The sequence below is a fragment of the Cupriavidus sp. MEYA8 genome, assembly GCF_059278825.1.
Map to the genome: position 1 here is coordinate 1,114,706 of NZ_CM181222.1, position 18,362 is coordinate 1,133,067.

The 18,362-nt window shown below is 67.0% G+C and carries 12 protein-coding genes; 8 read left to right on the forward strand and 4 right to left on the reverse strand.

The genetic code is table 11. From position 1 onward, the window contains the following. The first annotated feature begins 524 nt into the window (after positions 1-524). Positions 525-1,841 (forward strand): IS4 family transposase, encoded by a 1,317-nt coding sequence (locus AC5WJ1_RS22165; protein ID WP_135704128.1) that lies wholly within the window; start codon positions 525-527, stop codon positions 1,839-1,841. Between the two features lie 67 nt (positions 1,842-1,908). Here the strand turns inward: AC5WJ1_RS22165 and AC5WJ1_RS22170 are convergent, their stop codons facing one another. After that, positions 1,909-2,112 (reverse strand): cold-shock protein, encoded by a 204-nt coding sequence (locus tag AC5WJ1_RS22170; RefSeq protein WP_010811149.1) that lies wholly within the window; start codon positions 2,110-2,112, stop codon positions 1,909-1,911. A gap of 416 nt (positions 2,113-2,528) precedes the next feature. On the opposite strand from AC5WJ1_RS22170, the gene AC5WJ1_RS22175 reads away from it, so the two are divergent. The 3 genes from AC5WJ1_RS22175 to AC5WJ1_RS22185 all read left to right on the forward strand — a co-directional run bounded on the left by AC5WJ1_RS22175 (position 2,529) and on the right by AC5WJ1_RS22185 (position 6,656). Further along, complete coding sequence (locus AC5WJ1_RS22175; RefSeq protein ID WP_135703353.1) at positions 2,529-3,893, forward strand: NCS2 family permease; 1,365 nt, start codon at positions 2,529-2,531, stop codon at positions 3,891-3,893. A gap of 961 nt (positions 3,894-4,854) precedes the next feature. Next, the gene (locus AC5WJ1_RS22180) at positions 4,855-5,169 is read left to right on the forward strand and encodes a hypothetical protein (protein ID WP_371704422.1); all 315 of its coding nucleotides are present in this window, start codon (positions 4,855-4,857) and stop codon (positions 5,167-5,169) included. A gap of 119 nt (positions 5,170-5,288) precedes the next feature. After that, positions 5,289-6,656 carry a sigma-54 dependent transcriptional regulator gene (locus AC5WJ1_RS22185; protein ID WP_133095567.1) on the forward strand — a complete coding sequence of 456 codons (1,368 nt, stop codon included), beginning with the start codon at positions 5,289-5,291 and terminating at the stop codon, positions 6,654-6,656. Between the two features lie 147 nt (positions 6,657-6,803). Here the strand turns inward: AC5WJ1_RS22185 and AC5WJ1_RS22190 are convergent, their stop codons facing one another. Continuing rightward, positions 6,804-7,211 carry a hypothetical protein gene (locus AC5WJ1_RS22190; RefSeq protein WP_135703352.1) on the reverse strand — a complete coding sequence of 136 codons (408 nt, stop codon included), beginning with the start codon at positions 7,209-7,211 and terminating at the stop codon, positions 6,804-6,806. A 1,159-nt stretch (positions 7,212-8,370) separates the two neighbouring features. Between AC5WJ1_RS22190 and AC5WJ1_RS22195 the strand changes: the two genes are divergently transcribed. Both AC5WJ1_RS22195 and AC5WJ1_RS22200 read left to right on the forward strand, forming a co-directional pair. After that, entirely contained in the window at positions 8,371-9,507 is a 1,137-nt protein-coding gene (locus AC5WJ1_RS22195) for a YhjD/YihY/BrkB family envelope integrity protein (RefSeq protein ID WP_371704425.1), read from the forward strand. 125 nt (positions 9,508-9,632) lie between these two features. After that, positions 9,633-11,246, forward strand: coding sequence for a peptide chain release factor 3 (locus AC5WJ1_RS22200; RefSeq protein WP_434034336.1), 1,614 nt, complete (start codon positions 9,633-9,635; stop codon positions 11,244-11,246). Between the two features lie 136 nt (positions 11,247-11,382). Here AC5WJ1_RS22200 and AC5WJ1_RS22205 read toward each other — a convergent pair whose 3' ends face one another. Continuing rightward, the gene (locus AC5WJ1_RS22205; RefSeq protein WP_195430383.1) at positions 11,383-13,542 is read right to left on the reverse strand and encodes a TonB-dependent receptor family protein; all 2,160 of its coding nucleotides are present in this window, start codon (positions 13,540-13,542) and stop codon (positions 11,383-11,385) included. A 331-nt stretch (positions 13,543-13,873) separates the two neighbouring features. Between AC5WJ1_RS22205 and AC5WJ1_RS22210 the strand changes: the two genes are divergently transcribed. Both AC5WJ1_RS22210 and AC5WJ1_RS22215 read left to right on the forward strand, forming a co-directional pair. Further along, entirely contained in the window at positions 13,874-15,121 is a 1,248-nt protein-coding gene (locus AC5WJ1_RS22210; RefSeq protein WP_135703350.1) for an MFS transporter, read from the forward strand. A gap of 237 nt (positions 15,122-15,358) precedes the next feature. Further along, positions 15,359-16,249: a helix-turn-helix domain-containing protein gene (locus tag AC5WJ1_RS22215; RefSeq protein ID WP_135703349.1), complete on the forward strand. Its 891-nt coding sequence runs from the start codon at positions 15,359-15,361 to the stop codon at positions 16,247-16,249. A 268-nt stretch (positions 16,250-16,517) separates the two neighbouring features. Here AC5WJ1_RS22215 and edd read toward each other — a convergent pair whose 3' ends face one another. Then, on the reverse strand, positions 16,518-18,347 hold the full coding sequence (gene edd, locus AC5WJ1_RS22220; protein WP_195430378.1) for a phosphogluconate dehydratase: 1,830 nt from the start codon (positions 18,345-18,347) through the stop codon (positions 16,518-16,520). Positions 18,348-18,362 lie beyond the last annotated feature (15 nt).

The window sequence follows — 18,362 nt, forward strand, 5'->3', positions numbered from 1 at the left end:
TGCGAACCCACGCCAGGTGGCGTTCTGGCACCAGGCGTACCCGTTTCTGCGTTAGCGGGCGGATGGCGCCCGCAGCTTGCACTGCAGCAAGGCGTACCCGTTTCTGCGGGCGGCATGTGGATAGGAAAGTAAGCGCCAGGACCGGCGCATAGAAGCCGGGAGGCAGGAAAACGGGGAGCGGGAAAGCGGGAAAGCGGGAAAGCGGGAAAGCGGGAAAGCGGGGAGGCGGGGAGGCGGGGAGGCGGGGAGGCGGGGAGGCGGGGAAGCGGGGAAGCGGGAGGCGGGGAAGCGGGAGGCGGGAGGCGGGGAAGCGGGAGGCGGGAGGCGGGAGGCGGGAGGCGGGGAAGCGGGAGGCGGGGAGAGCGGCGGACCTCCCGGCGGGCAACCCACGCGCCGCCGGCAGCGCAAGCCGACAGAAAACAAAAAACCCCGCCGAGGCGGTAATGCCGTTCAGTTAAGTCTGAACGGCATTTTTCTTTGCAGGGGTTGTAAACAAGGTGTCGAGCTGTTAACTTGCCGTTCCGATGCTATCGGAACAAGTCCACGCCACCCTTGAGCTTAGTGAGCCGGCCAGTTTTGCCCGGCTCAGCGAGCACCTGCCGATGGCTTGGATTGAGCAAGCGCTGGCAGCCTCGGGGACAGCGTCCGTTCGCCGGCGCCGACTGCCAGCAGAGCAGGTGGTCTGGCTGGTCATCGCGCTGGCGCTCTATCGGCACCAATCGATTCCCGATGTGCTGGAGACGCTGGACCTGGCACTGCCCAACGATGCCAACGCCTGTGTCAGCAAGAGCGGGATCGCCCAAGCCCGCGAGCGGCTTGGAGACAAGCCTCTGTTGTGGCTGTTCGAGCAGACCGCACGGGCGTGGGTGGCTCAGGATGCTGCGCACTACAAATGGAAGGGCTTGGCGCTTTACGCCATGGATGGGACCACCTTCCGCACTGCCGATAGCCCTGAGAATCGCCTCCACTTTGGCGCGCAGAGCTACGCCAGCGGCAAGGTCGCCAGCTATCCACAAGTCCGCGGGGTCTCGCTCACGGCTGTTCCCACCCATCTTGTTGCCGATATCGCCTTTGGCTGCTATGGGCGCAACGAGATGCTCTATGCCAAGGAGCTCATTGAGCGGATCCCGGATCATTCGTTAACGATCTTTGACAAGGGCTTTCTGGCCGCAGAGATCCTGTGGGGCTTGCGCATGGGCGGCAGCGAGCGCCACTTCCTGATCCCCGCTAAAAAGAATCTGCAGTGGGAGTTGCTCTCAGGCAACGAGGGCGATGGCATCGTCCAGATGAAGGTCTCGCCTCAGGCTCGCCGCAAGAATCCTGCCTTGCCAGAGACTTGGACAGCTCGCGCGATCCGGGACGAGGACTCAGACCGCGTCCTGTTGACCTCGTTGACAGACCGTCGGCGCTTCAAGGCAGCCGACATCATTGGGTGCTACAAGCGCCGTTGGGAAATCGAAACCAGCTATCGAGAACTGAAGCAGACGATGCTCGGGGCCGAACTGACCTTGCGCAGCCGCCAGCCTGAGGGCGTGCATCAGGAAATCTGGGGGGCACTGATTGCGTACAACCTGGTGCGTCTGGAGATGGCCAAGGCTGCGCTCGAGGCCCGCGCCGAGCCCACCGACTTGAGCTTTGTGCTGGCCTTGCGCCTGATACAGGGCGAGTTGATCTGGGCAGCCGGCATGGCCCCAGGCAAGCTGCCGGCCCACCTGCAGCGCATGCGCGCCAAACTTCAGTTGGCGATCGTCCAAAAGCGACGGGGGCGTAAGTGCCCCCGTGAAGTCAAAGCCCTGCCTAAGCGCTACACCGTCCGGTTCCTCAGAAAGGACCTTAACTGAACGGCATTACCGCCGAGGCGGGGTTCTTCCGTTGCGTGGCGCGCACGTGGCGCGCCGCGGGCAACGCTTACAGCGGGGTGATGTTCGCTGCCTGCAGGCCCTTCGGGCCGTTCTTGACTTCGAACTGCACACGCTGGTTTTCCTGCAGCGACTTGAAGCCGTCGGCGCGGATTTCCGAGAAGTGGGCGAAGAGGTCGTCACCACCTGCGTCCGGCTTGATGAAGCCAAAACCCTTGGCGTCGTTGAACCACTTGACGATACCGGTTTGCATGATTTGCTTTCCAGAAAAAGGATATAAAACGTCGCATGACGCGCGCGCCATCCGACAGGGGAACTCAAGGAAAGGACACCATGGACAACCGAAGTACCAGACGGTGGCTAACGAATGAACTGTTGCCTCGTCGCTTGAATCTAGCCGGGTTTATACGGGGGATTGGGGCCAGCGTCAAGTTGGGGCCAGCCCCAACCCCGGCCACGCGCGGGCGGGCCCGGCGCCCCCGCGGGCCCTGTGCGCCCGGTATCCGCTGTGGGATCATCACGCTTTTTGCATATCGCTTATTCGTGTGCGCCGTGGCGTATCGGGCCCATGCTGGACCAGAGTACGCATGCCGCATGATGGCGCGCCACGCGGCCATGCCGCGCAGGGATCCCTGCCGCGGACACGATAACGATACTGGAGACTTAGTCATGTCGATGCCGGAACCCGCTTCCAAGCCGGGTACGCCTTCCGTCAACCCCTCGCGCGGCCAGCCGACGCTGCTAGAGCGCCTGTTCAAGCTGCGCGAGCACCAGACCGATGTCCGCACCGAGGTCCTCGCCGGTATCACCACCTTCCTGACGATGGCGTACATTATCTTCGTCAACCCGTCGATCCTGGGCGACGCCGGCATGCCCAAGGACGCGGTCTTCGTCGCGACCTGCGTGGCCGCAGCGATCGGCACGCTGATCATGGGGTTCTACGCCAACTACCCGATTGCGATGGCGCCGGGCATGGGCCTGAACGCGTACTTTGCGTACACGGTGGTGAAGGGCATGGGATTTCCGTGGGAGGCGGCGCTGGGCGCGGTCTTTATCTCGGGCTGCCTGTTCCTGCTGGTGACGCTGTTCCGCGTGCGCGAGATGATCGTCAACGGCATCCCGCATTCCATCCGCGTGGCGATCACCGCGGGCATCGGCTTGTTCCTGGCAATCGTCGCGCTGAAGAATGCCGGCATCGTCGCCGCGAGCCCGGCAACGCTGGTTACCCTCGGCGACCTGCACCAACCCCCGGCGGTGCTCGCCATCGTCGGCTTCTTCGTGATCGTCGCGCTGGACCACCTGCGCGTGAAGGGGGCGATCCTGATCGGCATCCTGCTGACCACGCTGCTGAGCTTTGCCTTTGCCGGCAACACCTTCCACGGCGTGTTTTCGGCGCCGCCTTCGCTGAGCCCGACGCTGCTGAAGCTCGATATTTCGGCGGCGCTGTCGATCGGCATCATCAATGTCGTGCTGGTGTTCTTCCTGGTCGAGCTGTTCGATGCCACCGGCACGCTGATGGGCGTGGCCAACCGCGCCGGCCTGCTCAAGGCGGGCCGCATGGACCGGCTGAACAAGGCGCTGATGGCTGACAGCACCGCCATCATGGCCGGCTCGTTCCTCGGCACGTCGTCGACGACTGCGTATATCGAAAGCGCTTCCGGCGTGCAGGCCGGCGGGCGTACGGGGCTGACCGCGGTGACGGTGGCGGTGCTGTTCCTGGCGGCGCTGTTCATCGCGCCGCTGGCGGGCACGGTTCCGGCCTACGCCACCGCGCCGGCGCTGCTGTATGTGTCCTGCCTGATGTTGCGCGAGCTGCTGGAGATCGACTGGAACGATGTCACCGAAGTCGTGCCGGCGGTCATGACCGCGCTGGGCATGCCCTTCACATACTCGGTGGCGAATGGCGTGGCGTTCGGCTTCATCAGCTACGCGGCACTCAAGCTGCTGACCGGGCGCGCGCGCAGCGTGCCGGTGATGGTCTGGATCATCGCCGCGGTCTTTGTCTTCAAGTTCTACTACCTGCCGGGCCACTGAGCATTCCTGGCGGCAATCAAGAATGGGCGGCGTGGGCCGCCCATTCTTGATTGCACACCCCCGTTGCCCCTTCGCGGCAAGGTCGCAAGGCCGGAGCATCGGAACGCGCGCAAAGCGTACCCGTTTCTGCGGCCCTTCCGCGGCCGCACGAGCGTTCGCAGCGTACCTGTTTCTGCGGGCTGCGTTTCGACATGCCTTGCCGCGAGCCATACCACCTCGCGCATTGGCCACGCGTGCTAACGAGAGCTCTGCCATCACCCGTTCGGGGTGCGAGAGCGTACCCGTTTCTGCGTACCATGCGGGCGTGGAAACGGCGCGCCGGCGGCACGACAGGCGGGCCGCATCCAGTCCGAAATTTAGTCCAAAATTCGGTCCGAAATTTGGCTCGAAATTCGGTCGCGAATCTGTCACGAACCAGCCCGCAAGCCGCTTCCGGCGGGCCAGATCGACGGTGTGCAGGCCGGCTCATTCCAAAGTATGAGATTGGGTGTAAGTCACCCACTCAGGGCTGGACAAACCGCCCCAAATGCACTGAACTATAGGCGTGGCAAAGAGGGGCGCGGCAAGGCGCCCCTTCTTGACTCCGGTGCATGCGGCTGGATTGCCGGAGCACACCGAGCGCGCGTTGGCGCCGTCCGCTAGTCTGGGGACAGTTCGGATGAGACCGCCAGGCAAGGCGGCACGGCCACGACCAGGGAGCGTGCGGAAACACGTACGCCACGCAGAGACAAATAATTCCAAGACTGACAAGTGGTATCCGCAGACGTGTAGTGCCGGGGGATGTTGTTCAACGGGGATAATCATGACCGCAGGAGAGATTCGGCGACCCGCCATCGGGCCCGTCAGGGAGTCCATAAGCCGATCCAATAGCCGATCCATCCACCAAGCCTGGGCTGCTCTGGGGGAAGCCGCAGGCGAAACACCCGCACACCGCGCCAGCCGCGACGGCGCTGCTGCCGACGTGGCGGCCCTGCTGGCCGAGGACAGTGCGCTCAGCGACAGCGCCCGTGCCGCGGTGGAAAACCTGCTGCGCCGCCATCGCCTGCTGGAGGACGAACTGGCGCGCCAGCGCGCCATGCTGCAGGAATGGATCCTGAGCCAGCTCACCTACAAGTCGCTCTACTACCAGTACTCCGGACAGACCCCCGAGGCACCGCGCGTAGAGTTGATGCGCGAGAAGGAAGCGGTGCGCCGACGCATCCGCGAACAGCTCCAGGGTGGCAGCGGCTATCTCGCCGCGCCCGAGGAGCCGTCCCGCAGTCTGTCCACCTCGTGATACCGACGTTGCCTGCGGGCGCCAAACCGCAGCCAGTCCAGCGCCAGTCCGCGCCACGGCCACAGGCCCCGGCGCCGGGTGCCGGAACCAAGAACAAGCCAAACGTCCGGGAGATCGTGATGGACCGACTGTGCAAGGCGCCACGCACTGCGCAGATCGTAGTCGTGTCGCGTCATGAAGATTTTGGTTTTGACCCGTCCAGCTTCGGCCCCGGATGGGAACTGCGCCGCGTGCAGCAGATCCGTGACGCCGAACGCGTGGTGCGCGCGAGCCCGCCCAGCGCTGGCGTGATCGACCTGCAGGCGGAATACAGCGATGCCGAGCTTGGCCAGCTCGAACTTGCGCTGCAGCATCTGCATGTCGCCTGGGTGGCCATCACCTGCGACGCGATGCTTGCCGACGAGCGAGTGCGCGGGCTGATCCGCGACTATTGCGTGGACTACGTGCGCACGCCGTTCTCGGTGCAGGAGCTGATCTACACGCTCAAGCACGCGCATGGCATGGCGTCGCTGCATGGCGTGCGCGTGCAGGAGACGGCGTCGCGCGGCACCATGATCGGCGAGTGCGCGGCCATGCGCGCCATGTTCCGCTCGCTCGCCAAGGTGGCGCACAACGAGGCGCCGGTATTCATCTCCGGCGAATCCGGCACCGGCAAGGAACTCGCCGCGCAGGCGATTCACGATGCCTCGAGCCGGCGCAAGGGGCCGTTCATCGCCATCAACTGCGGCGCCATCCCTTCGCACCTGGTGCAGTCCGAACTGTTCGGCTACGAGAAGGGCGCGTTCACCGGCGCCAACCAGCGCAAGATCGGCTGGATCGAGCAGGCGCAGGGCGGCACGCTGTTTCTCGACGAGATCGGCGACCTGCCGCTGGAGAGCCAGGTGGCGCTGCTGCGATTCCTGCAACAGGGCACCATCACGCGCCTGGGCGGGCATCAGTCGATCCCGTTGAACCTGCGCATCATCTCGGCCACGCACGTGGACCTGGTCGCCGCGCAGGGCGACGGACGTTTCCGTTCCGACCTGTTCCACCGGCTGTGCGTGCTGACGCTGAGCATTCCGCCGCTGCGCGAGCGCGGCGAGGACATCCTCCAGCTGGCCAACGCCGTGCTGGCCGAGCATGGGCACGAGGCGCACCGGCGTATCCGCGGCTTCTCGGCATGCGCGACCCAGGCCATGATGCAGTACGCATGGCCGGGCAACGTGCGCGAGCTGATCAACCGCGTGCGCCGCGCCATCGTGATGACCGACAACCGCAAGATCACGGCCGAGGACCTGCAGCTGCACGGCGGTGCGGAACTGCCGCGCAAGACCCTCGACGCGATCCGCGAGGAGGCCGAGCGCGAGGCGATCCGCAACGTGATGGCCAGCCATGGCTTCCACGTCGTGCCGGCTGCGCGCGAACTCAACGTGTCGCGCGTGACCCTGTACCGGCTGATGCACAAGCACAATATCCGCGTGGAGAGCCAGCCCGCCGCGGGCGAGTAGGCTGGCAAGTGCGCAGCGCAAGCGCCGGTCACCGCTGTCCGCAGCTATCGAACTGCAAACAGTCGAGCCTCGGGCAGCGCGCCACAGGAAAGGGGAACCGCCGACGTCCGCTCGCCGGTTCCGCCTTTCCCCGTGCCCGCTGGCACGTCAGCGCACAACCACGCGAGGCTGGCCGGCCGTGCCTCCTCCAATCGTCCCATCCGCCGGGGCGGCCGCGAGATTCATGCTGATCTTGCCGCGCGGCGTGCGCGGCGGGCCGTTGTCATCCCGTTGCAGCCACGGCGGCGCGTCGCGCCGGTCGGGGTAGTCGCGCGCCTGCCGGCGGCCTTGCGGCGCCGCAGGTGCGGCCGCGCCTGGCGAGGTATCCTGCTGCATATGCAGTTCGCCCCAGGCCCAGCCGAAGCCACGCACGTACACATCATTGCTGACCGCCGCGTGGCTGTTGGCGCTGGCGTCGTCGGGACGATCGAACCAGGCATAGCTGGCTGCCACGGCAGGGGCCGAGAAGACCGCCAAGGCGGCCAGCACGCCTGCGGCAGGGATTGCGGCTTTCATGGCGTCTCCTCCTTGTGGAAAAAAGTGCCCGCCGGGGGACGGAGCACAAATCCGCGCGGGCACGCTGGCCCGCGTGCCCACTCAATATCGCACCAGCTCCCGGTCAGGCGCGCCGCCTTCCGGCCGGGCGCCTGCCGGCTGCGCGCGTGCAGGACGGACCCCGCGCCCGGCGCGCACCGCCGGGGCACGGCGCGCTGGCCGTGTCCAGCTGTGCCGGCTCGACCCGCGCGCGCGGGTAGGGCAGCAGTGGCGGCGAAAGCAGGTCCGTCACCGTAGGCGGGGGGCCCGCCAACCGGTATGAGCGCCGGCGCGCCGTCATGCGTGAAGGCGGATGACGCATGGCTGGTCTCTCTCCGCAGTAGTGGCTGGTTGATGGCCCGGACGCGCACGGCGTCCCTGCGGATGCTGAGCGACAAGTGTGCCAATGGCCGCAAAGGTATATCCCATGCGGGTTTGCGGCTCGTCCGGTCGTGCCGTGCGCGGCCGGGGCGGCGCCACGGGGCCATTCGGTTTCGCCGTTGCAACGCGTGCGGCGAGCGCCACCGCCGGGCGCGCCCGCGCATGTGCGGGCATGGCCGCCTGACATGCACGCCGGGTGCGGGATAGCGTGCCCCGGCAGCGGCGCATTCTTCGCATTGCACCGGGTTGCATCTTTGAAACTGGAGTTACTTCAGCCTTGCATTGGCGTAACAGCGGGGGACACGGTGGAAGACAAAGAAAGGTTCCGGGGACCTGAGGACCGGGCCTTGAACATTGCCGAGCGCGCTGCCCGCCCGGCGCTGCGGCGACGCGCGGCGCAGTACGCAGAAACGGGTACGCAGCGGGCGTCCCTCATGGCAGGGCGCGGCAAGCGGCTAGCGGCCGCCGTGGTCGTCAGCGGGACTGGCCCGGCGGGGCGGGTGCCGCTGGCAGGGCGGGAGCGGCAGCGGAGGACGAGGCCGTGGCAGTGCCTGAGATGGGTTTGGGGCCGGGCTGGCTGCGCTCGCAGCCGGCAACACCCAGCATCCCGATCACAAGCATGGCGGCCACCGGGCGTGCGGAGAGGGAACGGATCACAGATGCCTCCTTGCGCCGGCGCGCTGGCACGGATGCGCCGGCAGGTGTGCCTGATCTTAATGTAGCAGGTCGCCCCGGGGGTGCTGCTTGGGCAAGCCGCACAATGCGCAGTATGATGAACGCAAGCTACCCTTGCTGCCGGAGCGTGCCGCGGCCGCTCGCGCCAGGCGTTCCGGCTCCGTCCCTGCGTACCAGGGCTCCCGAACCTGGCAAACCCAAGGCCGTGAACGACAACTCCGAACACCGTCCCGCATCGTCCCCTGGCACCGAATCCCCGCAGCCGCGGCCCCGCCGCCCTCACTGGCTGCCGGACCGCCACACCGGTGGACGCACGCTGCGCGTGGTCACCGCGGCGGTGGCCTCCTGGTTCGATCACCGCGCCGCCAGCAAGGGCGCGGCGCTGTCCTTCTACATGCTGTTCTCGCTGGCGCCGATCCTGGTGCTGGTGATCTCGATCGCCGGCCTGTTCTTCGGCGCCGAGGCGGCGCGCGGCGAGATCTTCACCCAGATCGAAGGGCTGGTCGGCGAACAGGGCGCCACGGCGATCCAGCAGATCCTGGCCGCCACGCACCGCGCCGGCGGCAGCGGCATGGCCGCACTGATCGCCATGGGCATCCTGTTTGTCGGCGCCACCAGCGCCTTTGCCGAGCTCAAGAGCAGCCTCGACGACATCTGGCATGTGCCGGTGCCCAAGACCGCCGGCTGGCAGACGCTGCTGCGCGCGCGGCTGCTGTCGTTCAGCCTGGTGCTGGTGCTGGCCTTCATGCTGCTGGTGTCGCTGATCGTCAACGCCGCGCTGGCGGTGGTCGAGCGCATCTGGGGCCAGCTGTGGACGCAGTCCTGGTTCGCCCCGGTGGCAGACGTGATCTCGACGGCGTTTTCCTTTGCGGTCGTGACCGCGCTGTTCGCCGTGATCTTCAAGATGCTGCCCAACGCGCGCATCGCCTGGCGCGACGTGACCATGGGCGCCGTCATAACCGCGCTGCTGTTCTCGGTGGGCAAGCGGCTGATCGGCCTCTATCTGGGAAATAGTGCCGTGGCCTCTTCATACGGCGCGGCGGGCTCGGTGGTGGCGCTGATGCTGTGGATCTACTACTCGGCGCAGATCTTCTTCTTCGGCGCCGAGCTGACGCGCCAGTACGCGCTTCAGTTCGGCAGCCTGCGCGGCGTGCCGGGCATGGGAGGGGAGGGGGATGGCAAGGGCGAAGGCAAACCCCCGGCCTGGCCCGTGAACCGGTAAAATAGCGCCCCATTCCTTCCGTAAGTCCCGCAGGGCCCGGCGCAATGCCGCCTGCGGCGGCGCCGGTCCGGGTGCCGGCTGATGCCGCACCCTCTGTTCCCTCTACCTATTCCCAGCCAGATTCCGTGAGCTCGCTCGTATCCGAAATTGCGCGTCGACGCACCTTTGCCATCATCTCCCACCCCGACGCGGGCAAGACGACCCTGACCGAAAAGTTGCTGTGGTTCGGCGGCGCCATCCAGGTCGCGGGCGAGGTGCGCGCGCGCAAGGCCGACCGCCATGCCACCTCCGACTGGATGGAACTGGAAAAGCAGCGCGGCATCTCGGTGACCTCGTCGGTGATGCAGTTCCCGTATGGCCGCGGGCATGCCAGCAACAACGCGGACCGCAACGCGCAGGAGAACATCGTCAACCTGCTCGACACGCCTGGCCACGAGGACTTCTCGGAAGACACCTACCGCACGCTGACGGCGGTCGACTCGGCCGTGATGGTGATCGACTCGGTCAACGGCGTGGAAGCGCAGACCATCAAGCTGCTCAATGTCTGCCGCCTGCGCGATACGCCCATCCTCACCTTCATCAACAAGCTCGACCGCGAGGGCCGCTCGCCGATCGAGCTGCTCGATGAAATCGAGGACGTTCTGCAGATCCAGTGCGCGCCGATGACCTGGCCGATCGGCATGGGCAAGCAGTTCCGCGGCGTGTATCACCTGATCGACGACAAGGTGCAGCTGTTCGACCCGAAAGGCGACAAGGGCACCGCGGCGATCCTGGATGGCCTGGACAACCCGGAACTGGACCGCATCCTCGGCAGCCAGGCCGACGAGCTGCGCGTCGAGATCGAACTGGTGCGCGGCGCGTCGCATACCTTCGACAAGGAAGCGTTCCTCGCCGGCAAGCAGACCCCGGTCTACTTCGGCTCGGCGATCAACAACTTCGGCGTGCAGTCGTTGCTGGACGCACTGTGCGAGCTGTCACCGCCGCCGCTGGCGCGCAACACCGACACGCGCGTGGTCGAGCCGAACGAAGGCAAGTTCACCGGCTTCGTCTTCAAGATCCAGGCCAATATGGACCCGCGCCATCGCGACCGCATCGCCTTCGTGCGCGTCTGCTCGGGCCGCTTCGAGCGCGGCATGAAGCTGCTGCACGTCTCCGCCGGCAAGACCGTCGCGATCAACAACGCCATCACCTTCATGGCGCAGGACCGCAACACGACGGAAGAGGCCTACGCCGGCGACATCATCGGCGTGCCCAACCACGGCACCATCCGCCTGGGCGATGTCTTTACCGAAGGCGAGCCGCTCAAGTTCACCGGCATCCCGTCGTTCGCGCCGGAGTTCTTCCGCCGCGCGCGCCTGAATAACCCGCTCAAGGTCAAGCAGTTGCAGAAGGGCCTGCAGCAGCTGGCGGAAGAGGGCGCGACGCAGATGTTCCGTCCGCTCGCCTCCAACGACCTGGTGCTGGGCGCGGTCGGTATCCTGCAGTTCGACGTGGTGGCGCACCGGCTCGAGCATGAGTACGGCGTCGATGCCATCTTTGAGTCGCACGAGTGCGCCACGGCGCGCTGGCTCAAGGGTTCGCCCGCGGAGATCGAGAAGCTGATCGCCAAGGCCGGGCATAACGTGGCGCTGGACGGCGCCGGCGACCATGTGTACCTGGCGCCGAGCATGGTGAACCTGCGGCTGACGCAGGAGCGGTTCCCGGAGCTGCAGTTCCTGGAGACGCGCGAGATCGTTTGACGATCCCGTCGCTGACAATGCAAAACGGCTCGCCTTGGCGAGCCGTTTTGCATTCGGGGGATTTGCTCCCCTCTTCCGCTTGCGGGAGAGGGGCCGGGGGAGAGGGGAGCAAACACGCCGCCTTACTTGCGCCAGCTTAATACGCCAGCGACGCCTGGATATAGAAAGTCCGCGGCATCCCCACATACTTGCCCGCATTGTTGTCCGTCGAGCGCGTGAAATAGCGCTTGTCTAGCAGGTTCTTCACCCCCACCGCCACCTTCAGGTTCTGCGCCGACTTGCCGAAGTCGTAGCCCAGCCGCATGTTCAGCAGTGCATAGCCAGGGATGTCGCCCAGCGCGCCATTGGCGCTCTCCGCGGTCTGGTACGTGGTCGACGTGCTCGGGTCGCCCGGCGAATGCTGCTTCGACTGCGCGTAGCCGTCGATATTGAACGCCCAGCGGTTGCGCGCATAGCGCATGCCCACGGTGGCCACATGGCGCGAATAGAACGGCAGGTCGCGCCCGGCGAAGTTGCCCTGGTTGTAGGTGGCTTCGGTGAAGGTGTAGGTCGCATACGCCGACAGGCCGGCCAGCGACTTGTCGAGCGCGCCGAAGTCATAGCGCAGCGATGATTCCACGCCGCGGTGCGTGGTGGCGCCGAGGTTGGTCCACGCGTCCGGCGCGCCGCCGGTGCCGCCGCGCAGCTGCAGCTCGTCGTCGAAGTCGATATTGAACAGCGTCAGCTCGCCGCCCCAGCCGTTGCTGTTGAAGTGCGTGCCGATTTCGTACGTCTTCGCCTTCTCCGGCGTCAGGCCGTTGGTGGTCTGCGCGATCTGGAAGTACTGCAGCGGCCCGAACGAGACGCCGGCATTGGCGAACAGCTTCCACTGGTCGCTGACGTGGTACATCACCGCCAGCGAGGGCAGCGGCTCGTTGGACGAGACATCGTTGCGCGCGCCGGTGAAGTTGTCGGTCACGTACGACCGTATGAATTCGTAGCGCAGGCCCGGCGTGATGGTCCAGCTGCCGACGTTGATGGTGTCGTCGATATAGACCGCGTTGGCGGTGGTGCCGCCCGTGCGCGACTGGTACACCGGCGACGGCAGCGTGGTCGGATCGATGGTGCCCGGCGTGTAGAACACCGTGCGCGAGGCCTTCTCGTCGCTGGCTTCGCGCAGGAAGCGGTAGCCGACGCTGACCTCATGGCTCATGTTCTCGCCGCGGAACAGCTGCGAGTAGCGCGGCTCGATCGCGAACGTATGGTAGTTGCGCGGCGCCGAGGTCAGGCGCCGCAGGTTGGCCTGTGCGCCCGTGCCTTGCTGCTCGATATTGCTGCCGCGGAAGCTGTCGGTGTAGTACGTCAGCACCTCGAACTTGCGGTTGTTGTCGTTATGGCTGTACTTCAGGCTGAAGTCGTTGCGGCGGCCGTCGAAATTGTCATAGGGCCGCACCGACTGGAACGGGTCGGCCGCGTACTGCGCCGGGGTCAGGCCGCCGGGCATGCCGGCCCTGCCCTCGTAGAAGTGGAAGGCAGCGCTCAGTTCGTCGGTCTTCGAGATCCGGTAGTTGCCCTTGAGCAGCAGGTCGTCGATATTGGCGTGGTCGTTGCTCTCGCGATAGCCGTTGCCGTGGATGCCCGAATACAGCAGCGCGCCGCCCAGCCCGTTGTCGTTGGTGCCGCCGATGAACGCGGTCGGGTTGGTCTTGACGTTGCCGCCGTGGCTGTAGATGTCGGTCGAGACCGAGGCGTCGGCCGCGAAGGTCTGCGGGATCGACCGCGTCGCGAAGTTGATGATGCCGCCCACGTTCTGCGGGCCGTAGCGCACCGAACCGGCGCCGCGCACCACGTCGATGCTTTCCAGGTTGCCCAGCGACAGCGGCGCCATCGACAGCTGCGGCTGGCCATAGGGCGCCACCGCCAGCGGCACGCCGTCCATCAGGATGGTCGAGCGCGGCGACAGGCGCGCAGTCAGGCCGCGCACGCCCACGTTCAGCGACACATCGCTGCCGCCGGTGCCGTTGTTCTCCTGCACCTGCACGCCCGGGACGCGGCGCAGCACTTCGCGCACGTTGTTGGCGCCGGCTTCCTGGAAAGTCACGCGGTCGACGATGGTGCGGGCGCCGGGGTGCTCCAGCACCTTGGCTTCATCGGCGTTGTCGAGCCAGTTGCCGACCACGGTGACGGCATTGAGGGTGGTTTCCGCGTTGGCGCTGCCGGCTGCGGGAGCCGTGGCTGCGTTCTGGGCATGGACGGGGAGGGCGAACAACAGGGCGGCGCCGATGGCACCGGCGGTGGGACGGAAAGCGGGCTGCAAGATGAAAATCCTGAAAGGGCAGCGCAGTCCACTGGCGGATGCGCCGAATGGGGCCGGATTATAAGTGCGAGTGATTCTCAGACGCGATTAGTCAGATCAAACGGGGGACGTTTGTCGCATCCATGCATCAGCTTGGATACATTTGCACTGTAAAATATGACAAAAGATCCACTTATCTTGACTGCTGGCGCGCAGGGCATGCACGTGTATGCACTAATTCAGCAGCCACCGTAAAATCGTGGCTTTACTCCGCCGCTTGCCGGGCGCCTTTGCAGCACATTGCTGCGCTTTGCCGCGGCGCCTTCGCGGTCCGATCCCGTCCTTCGCATCCATGTCTTCCCCTGCCACCGTCCCGGCCGCCGAGCCGGATAGCGTCTTTGGCGACGCCGCGTTCCGCCGCTACTGGTTCGCCCGCCTGTGCACCACCATCGGCTACCAGATCTTTACCGTGGCGGTGGGCTGGCAGATGTACGACCTGACGCGCGACCCGCTGATGCTGGGCATGGTCGGGCTGGTGCAGTTCCTGCCCTCGGTGGTGCTGATCCTGATGTCCGGCCACGTTGCCGACCGCTTCGACCGGCGCCGCATCGTGCGCACGTGCCAGTCGATCGAAGCGCTGCTGGCCGCCGGCATGGCGGTGGTCAGCCTTACCGGCTGGATCGACAGCCATCACATCTTTATCTTCGTGGCACTGATCGGCGCCACCCGCGCGTTCGAGAACCCCACGCTGCAGGCGCTGCTGCCCAGCGTGGTGGCGCCGCGCCAGCTGCCGCGCGCAGTGGCGCTGGCCAGTTCCGCCGGGCAGACTGCGATCATCATCGGCCCGGCCATCGGCGGCTTTGCCTATGTGGCGGGCCCCGGCGTGGTGTACGCGCTGAGCGCGACGCTGTTCGTCATCGCCGCGGTGCTGGTCAGCGGCATCACGCTGCGCCAGGCCGCGCAGCGGCTGACCGCGCCGGTCAGCGTGAGCACGGTGTTTGCCGGCTTTGCCTATATCCGCAGCCGGCCGGTGCTGCTGGGTGCGATCTCGCTGGACCTGTTCGCGGTGCTGCTGGGCGGCGCGGTGGCGCTGCTGCCGATCTATGCGCGCGACATCCTGCATACCGGGCCGTGGGGCCTGGGGCTGCTGCGCTCGTCGCCGGCGGTCGGTGCGCTGGTCATGGCGCTGTGGCTGGCGCGCCATCCGCTGAACCGGCGCTCCGGGCGCATCATGTTCGGCGCGGTGGCGCTGTTCGGCGTCGCCACCGTGGTGTTTGGGGTGTCGACGTGGCTGCCGCTGTCGATGGCCGCGCTGGTGGTGCTTGGCGCCTCGGACATGATCAGCGTGGTGGTGCGCTCGACGCTGGTCCAGCTCGATACGCCCGACGACATGCGCGGGCGTGTCGGCGCGGTCAACTCGGTATTCATCGGTGCCTCCAACCAGCTGGGCGAGTTCGAATCCGGCGTGACCGCCGCGCTGTTCGGGCCAGTGGGCGCGGTGATCCTTGGGGGCGTCGGCACGTTGCTGGTGGTGGCGGTGTGGATGCGGTTGTTCCCGGCGCTGGCCTCGCGCGACCGGCTGCATGAACTCGCCACCTGACAAGCGCAGATTGTTCGCCGCCCAGATCTGTCCAGGCTGTGGCGGGGCCACGAAGCGTACCCGTTTCTGCGTAGCTCCTGCTTAGTCCTTGGCTGGCTGCCGCATGAGCAGCCACCGCCCGGCTGACGGTATAGTCCAGCTTTGTGCGGCGGCTTTCCGGACCAACTTTCGTCGCTGAAAGTTACCCCGGGGCGCCCCGCCGACGTCGCCCCGCCAGCTCCTGTCAGCCCCCGTCACATGGCCGCTCCGTCCGATCCGCTCCAGCGCCACGCGGTCTTCGCCGCGCTCACCGGCTCGCGCGCGTCGCTGGAGCGCGCGGCCATGCTGGGCGATGGGCTGGGCGTGGCGCTATGGCGCAACCGGGACGACGATACCGCCTACGCCCATCCCGGCCATCACACGGTTTCGGTCTACCTGGAAGGCGGCCTTGGCACCTACCGGCGCGACCAGCCCGGCAACAAGGGCGCGCCCGGGCGGCTCTGCCTGTTGCCGGCGGACCATGAGTCGCGCTGGCACGTGGGCGGCCCGCAGCGCTTCGTTCACCTGTATTTCAGGCCGGAGATGCTGGCCTGGCACTGCGTGCGCCTGCTCGACCGCGAGCCGCGTTCAGTGGCGCTGCGCGACCTGACCTTTGCCGACGATCCGTTCCTGTACGCATTGAGCCAGCGGCTGGCCGCGCTCGACTGGCACCACCCCGATGCGCGCATGGCCTGCAATGCGCTGGCGCACGAGGCGGTCAGCCACCTGGTGCTGCAGCATGCCGGGCGCGCCGCGCCGGCGGACTGGCGCGGCGGCCTGTCGGCGCAGGCGAGGCGCACGGTGCGCGACTGGATCGAGGCCCATCCGGCGCACAACCCGACCCTGGGCGAGCTGGCCGCTCTGGCGGGCCTGTCGGAGTTCCACTTCGCGCGCATGTTCCGGGTCTCGTTCGGCATGCCGCCGCATGCCTGGATCCTGAGGGCGCGGCTCGAGCGCGCCCGCCAGCTGCTGGCCGAGCCATGGCCTGGCCTGCATGAAGTAGCCGTGCGTGCCGGGTTTGCCTCGGCCAGCCACCTGAGCCACCGCTTCCGTGCCGCGTTCGGGGTCACGCCCGGCACCTGGCGCGCGGGATCGTCGCGCTCCGCGTGACTCGCCGCCAGCCTTGCCGGGCAAGGGCTGGGGAGACGGGGTACGCACTGCTGGCGGATTGTGCGGGAAACCAATTGGCGCCCGGTTATGCCCTTTCGGTGTGGCGCGCCATGTCTTTGTCTGTGATCGTCTGACATCGCGCGATCAATATTCACTAATTACATAAAAATTTGCGAGTCCGCCGGTTATCGGCGAGGCGCCGCATTCCCGGTGACAGCACGCAGAAACGGGTACGCAGACGCTGCCGCCGAATACCGCCGAACGTGCGCTACTTGCCCTCGTTGGCAAACAGCGTGCAGGCGCCGCTTTCGGCCGTGCTCACATTGCTGCGGAAGGCCGCGAACAGGTCGCGGCCGACGCCGTGCCGGTTGGCACTGAGGTCCGGATGGGCGGCCTCGCGCGCGCGCCATTCGTCTTCCGGCACCAGCACGTCAAGCACGCCCGCGGGCGCATCCACGCGCATCATGTCGCCGGTGCGCACGCGCGCGATCGTGCCGCCGCGCAACGCCTCGGGACAGACATGGATCGCCGCCGGCACCTTGCCGGATGCGCCCGACATGCGCCCGTCGGTGACCAGCGCGACATGGAAGCCGCGATCCTGCAGCACCGTCAGCGTCGGCGTCAGCTTGTGCAGCTCGGGCATGCCGCATGCGGCCGGGCCCTGCCACGGCAGTACCGCGACAAAGTCGCGCTCCAGCTCGCCGCGCTTGAATGCGTGCAGCAGGTCGTCCTGACGCTCGAACACGATCGCCGGCGCCTGAACGACCTGGTGCTCCAATTTGACCGCCGAGGTCTTGATCACCGCGCGGCCCAGCTTGCCGTCCAGCACCTTGATGCCGCCGTCCGGCAAGAACGGCTGGTCGGCGCTGCGCACGATGCTGTCATCGAGCGGCGCCGCCGGGCCGTCGATCCAGCCCAGCTTGCCGTCGCGCAGCACTGGCTCGCGCGTATAGTCCTCCAGCCCGCGGCCGAAGATGGTGGTCACGTCGTCATGCAGCAGTCCCAGCGACAGCAGCCCGCGGATCACCACCGGCAGCCCGCCGGCCGCCTGGAACTGGTTTACGTCCGCCTTGCCGTTGGGGTACACGCGCGCCAGCAGCGGCACCACCGCGGACAGCTCGTCAAAGTCGTCCCACCCCAGCACGATGCCGCCCACGCGCGCCATCGCAATCAGGTGCAGCGTGTGGTTGGTCGAGCCGCCGGTGGCCAGCAGCCCGACGATGCCGTTGACGAAGGCGCGTTCGTCCAGCACCTCGGCCACCGGCGTGTAGCGCTCGCCGCCATGCACCAGCTTGAGCGCCTGGCGCGCGGACTCGCGCGTGAGCGCCTCGCGCAGAGGCGTGCCGGGGTTGACGAAGGCGGTGCCCGGCAGGTGCAGCCCCATCATTTCCATCAGCATCTGGTTGGAATTGGCGGTGCCGTAGAAGGTGCAGGTGCCGGGGCCGTGATAGGAGCGGGTCTCGGCTTCGAGCAGCGCCTCACGCCCGATCTTGCCTTCGGCATAGAGCTGGCGCGTGCGCGCCTTCTCGTCGTTGCTGATACCGGTGGTCATTGGCCCGCCCGGCACGAACACCGCGGGCAGGTGGCCGAACGACAGCGCGCCCATCACCAGGCCGGGCACGATCTTGTCGCACACGCCCAGGTACAGCGCGGCATCGAACATCTGGTGCGACAGCGCCACGGCCGAAGCCAGCGCGATCACGTCGCGCGAGAACAGCGACAGGTCCATGCCGTCCTGGCCCTGCGTCACGCCATCGCACATCGCCGGCGTGCCGCCCGCGAACTGCGCGGTGCCGCCGGACTCCAGCGCGGCTTCCTTGATCCATTGGGGATAGGCCGCCAGCGGCTGGTGCGCCGACAGCATGTCGTTGTAGGCGGAGACGATCGCCAGGTTGGGCCGCTCGTCGGCCTTCAGCCGGATCTTTGCTTCGTCAGGCATCGCGGCCACCGCGTGGGCCAGGTTGGTACAGGAGAGCTGGGCGCGTTCCACTTTCTGCCCGGCCATGGCGCGGGTGCGGTCCAGGTACGCCTGGCGGGTGGCGGCACTGCGGGAGACGATGCGGGCGGTGACCCGCTCGAGCACTGGATGACGTGGCATGGGGTTCTCCTGCGG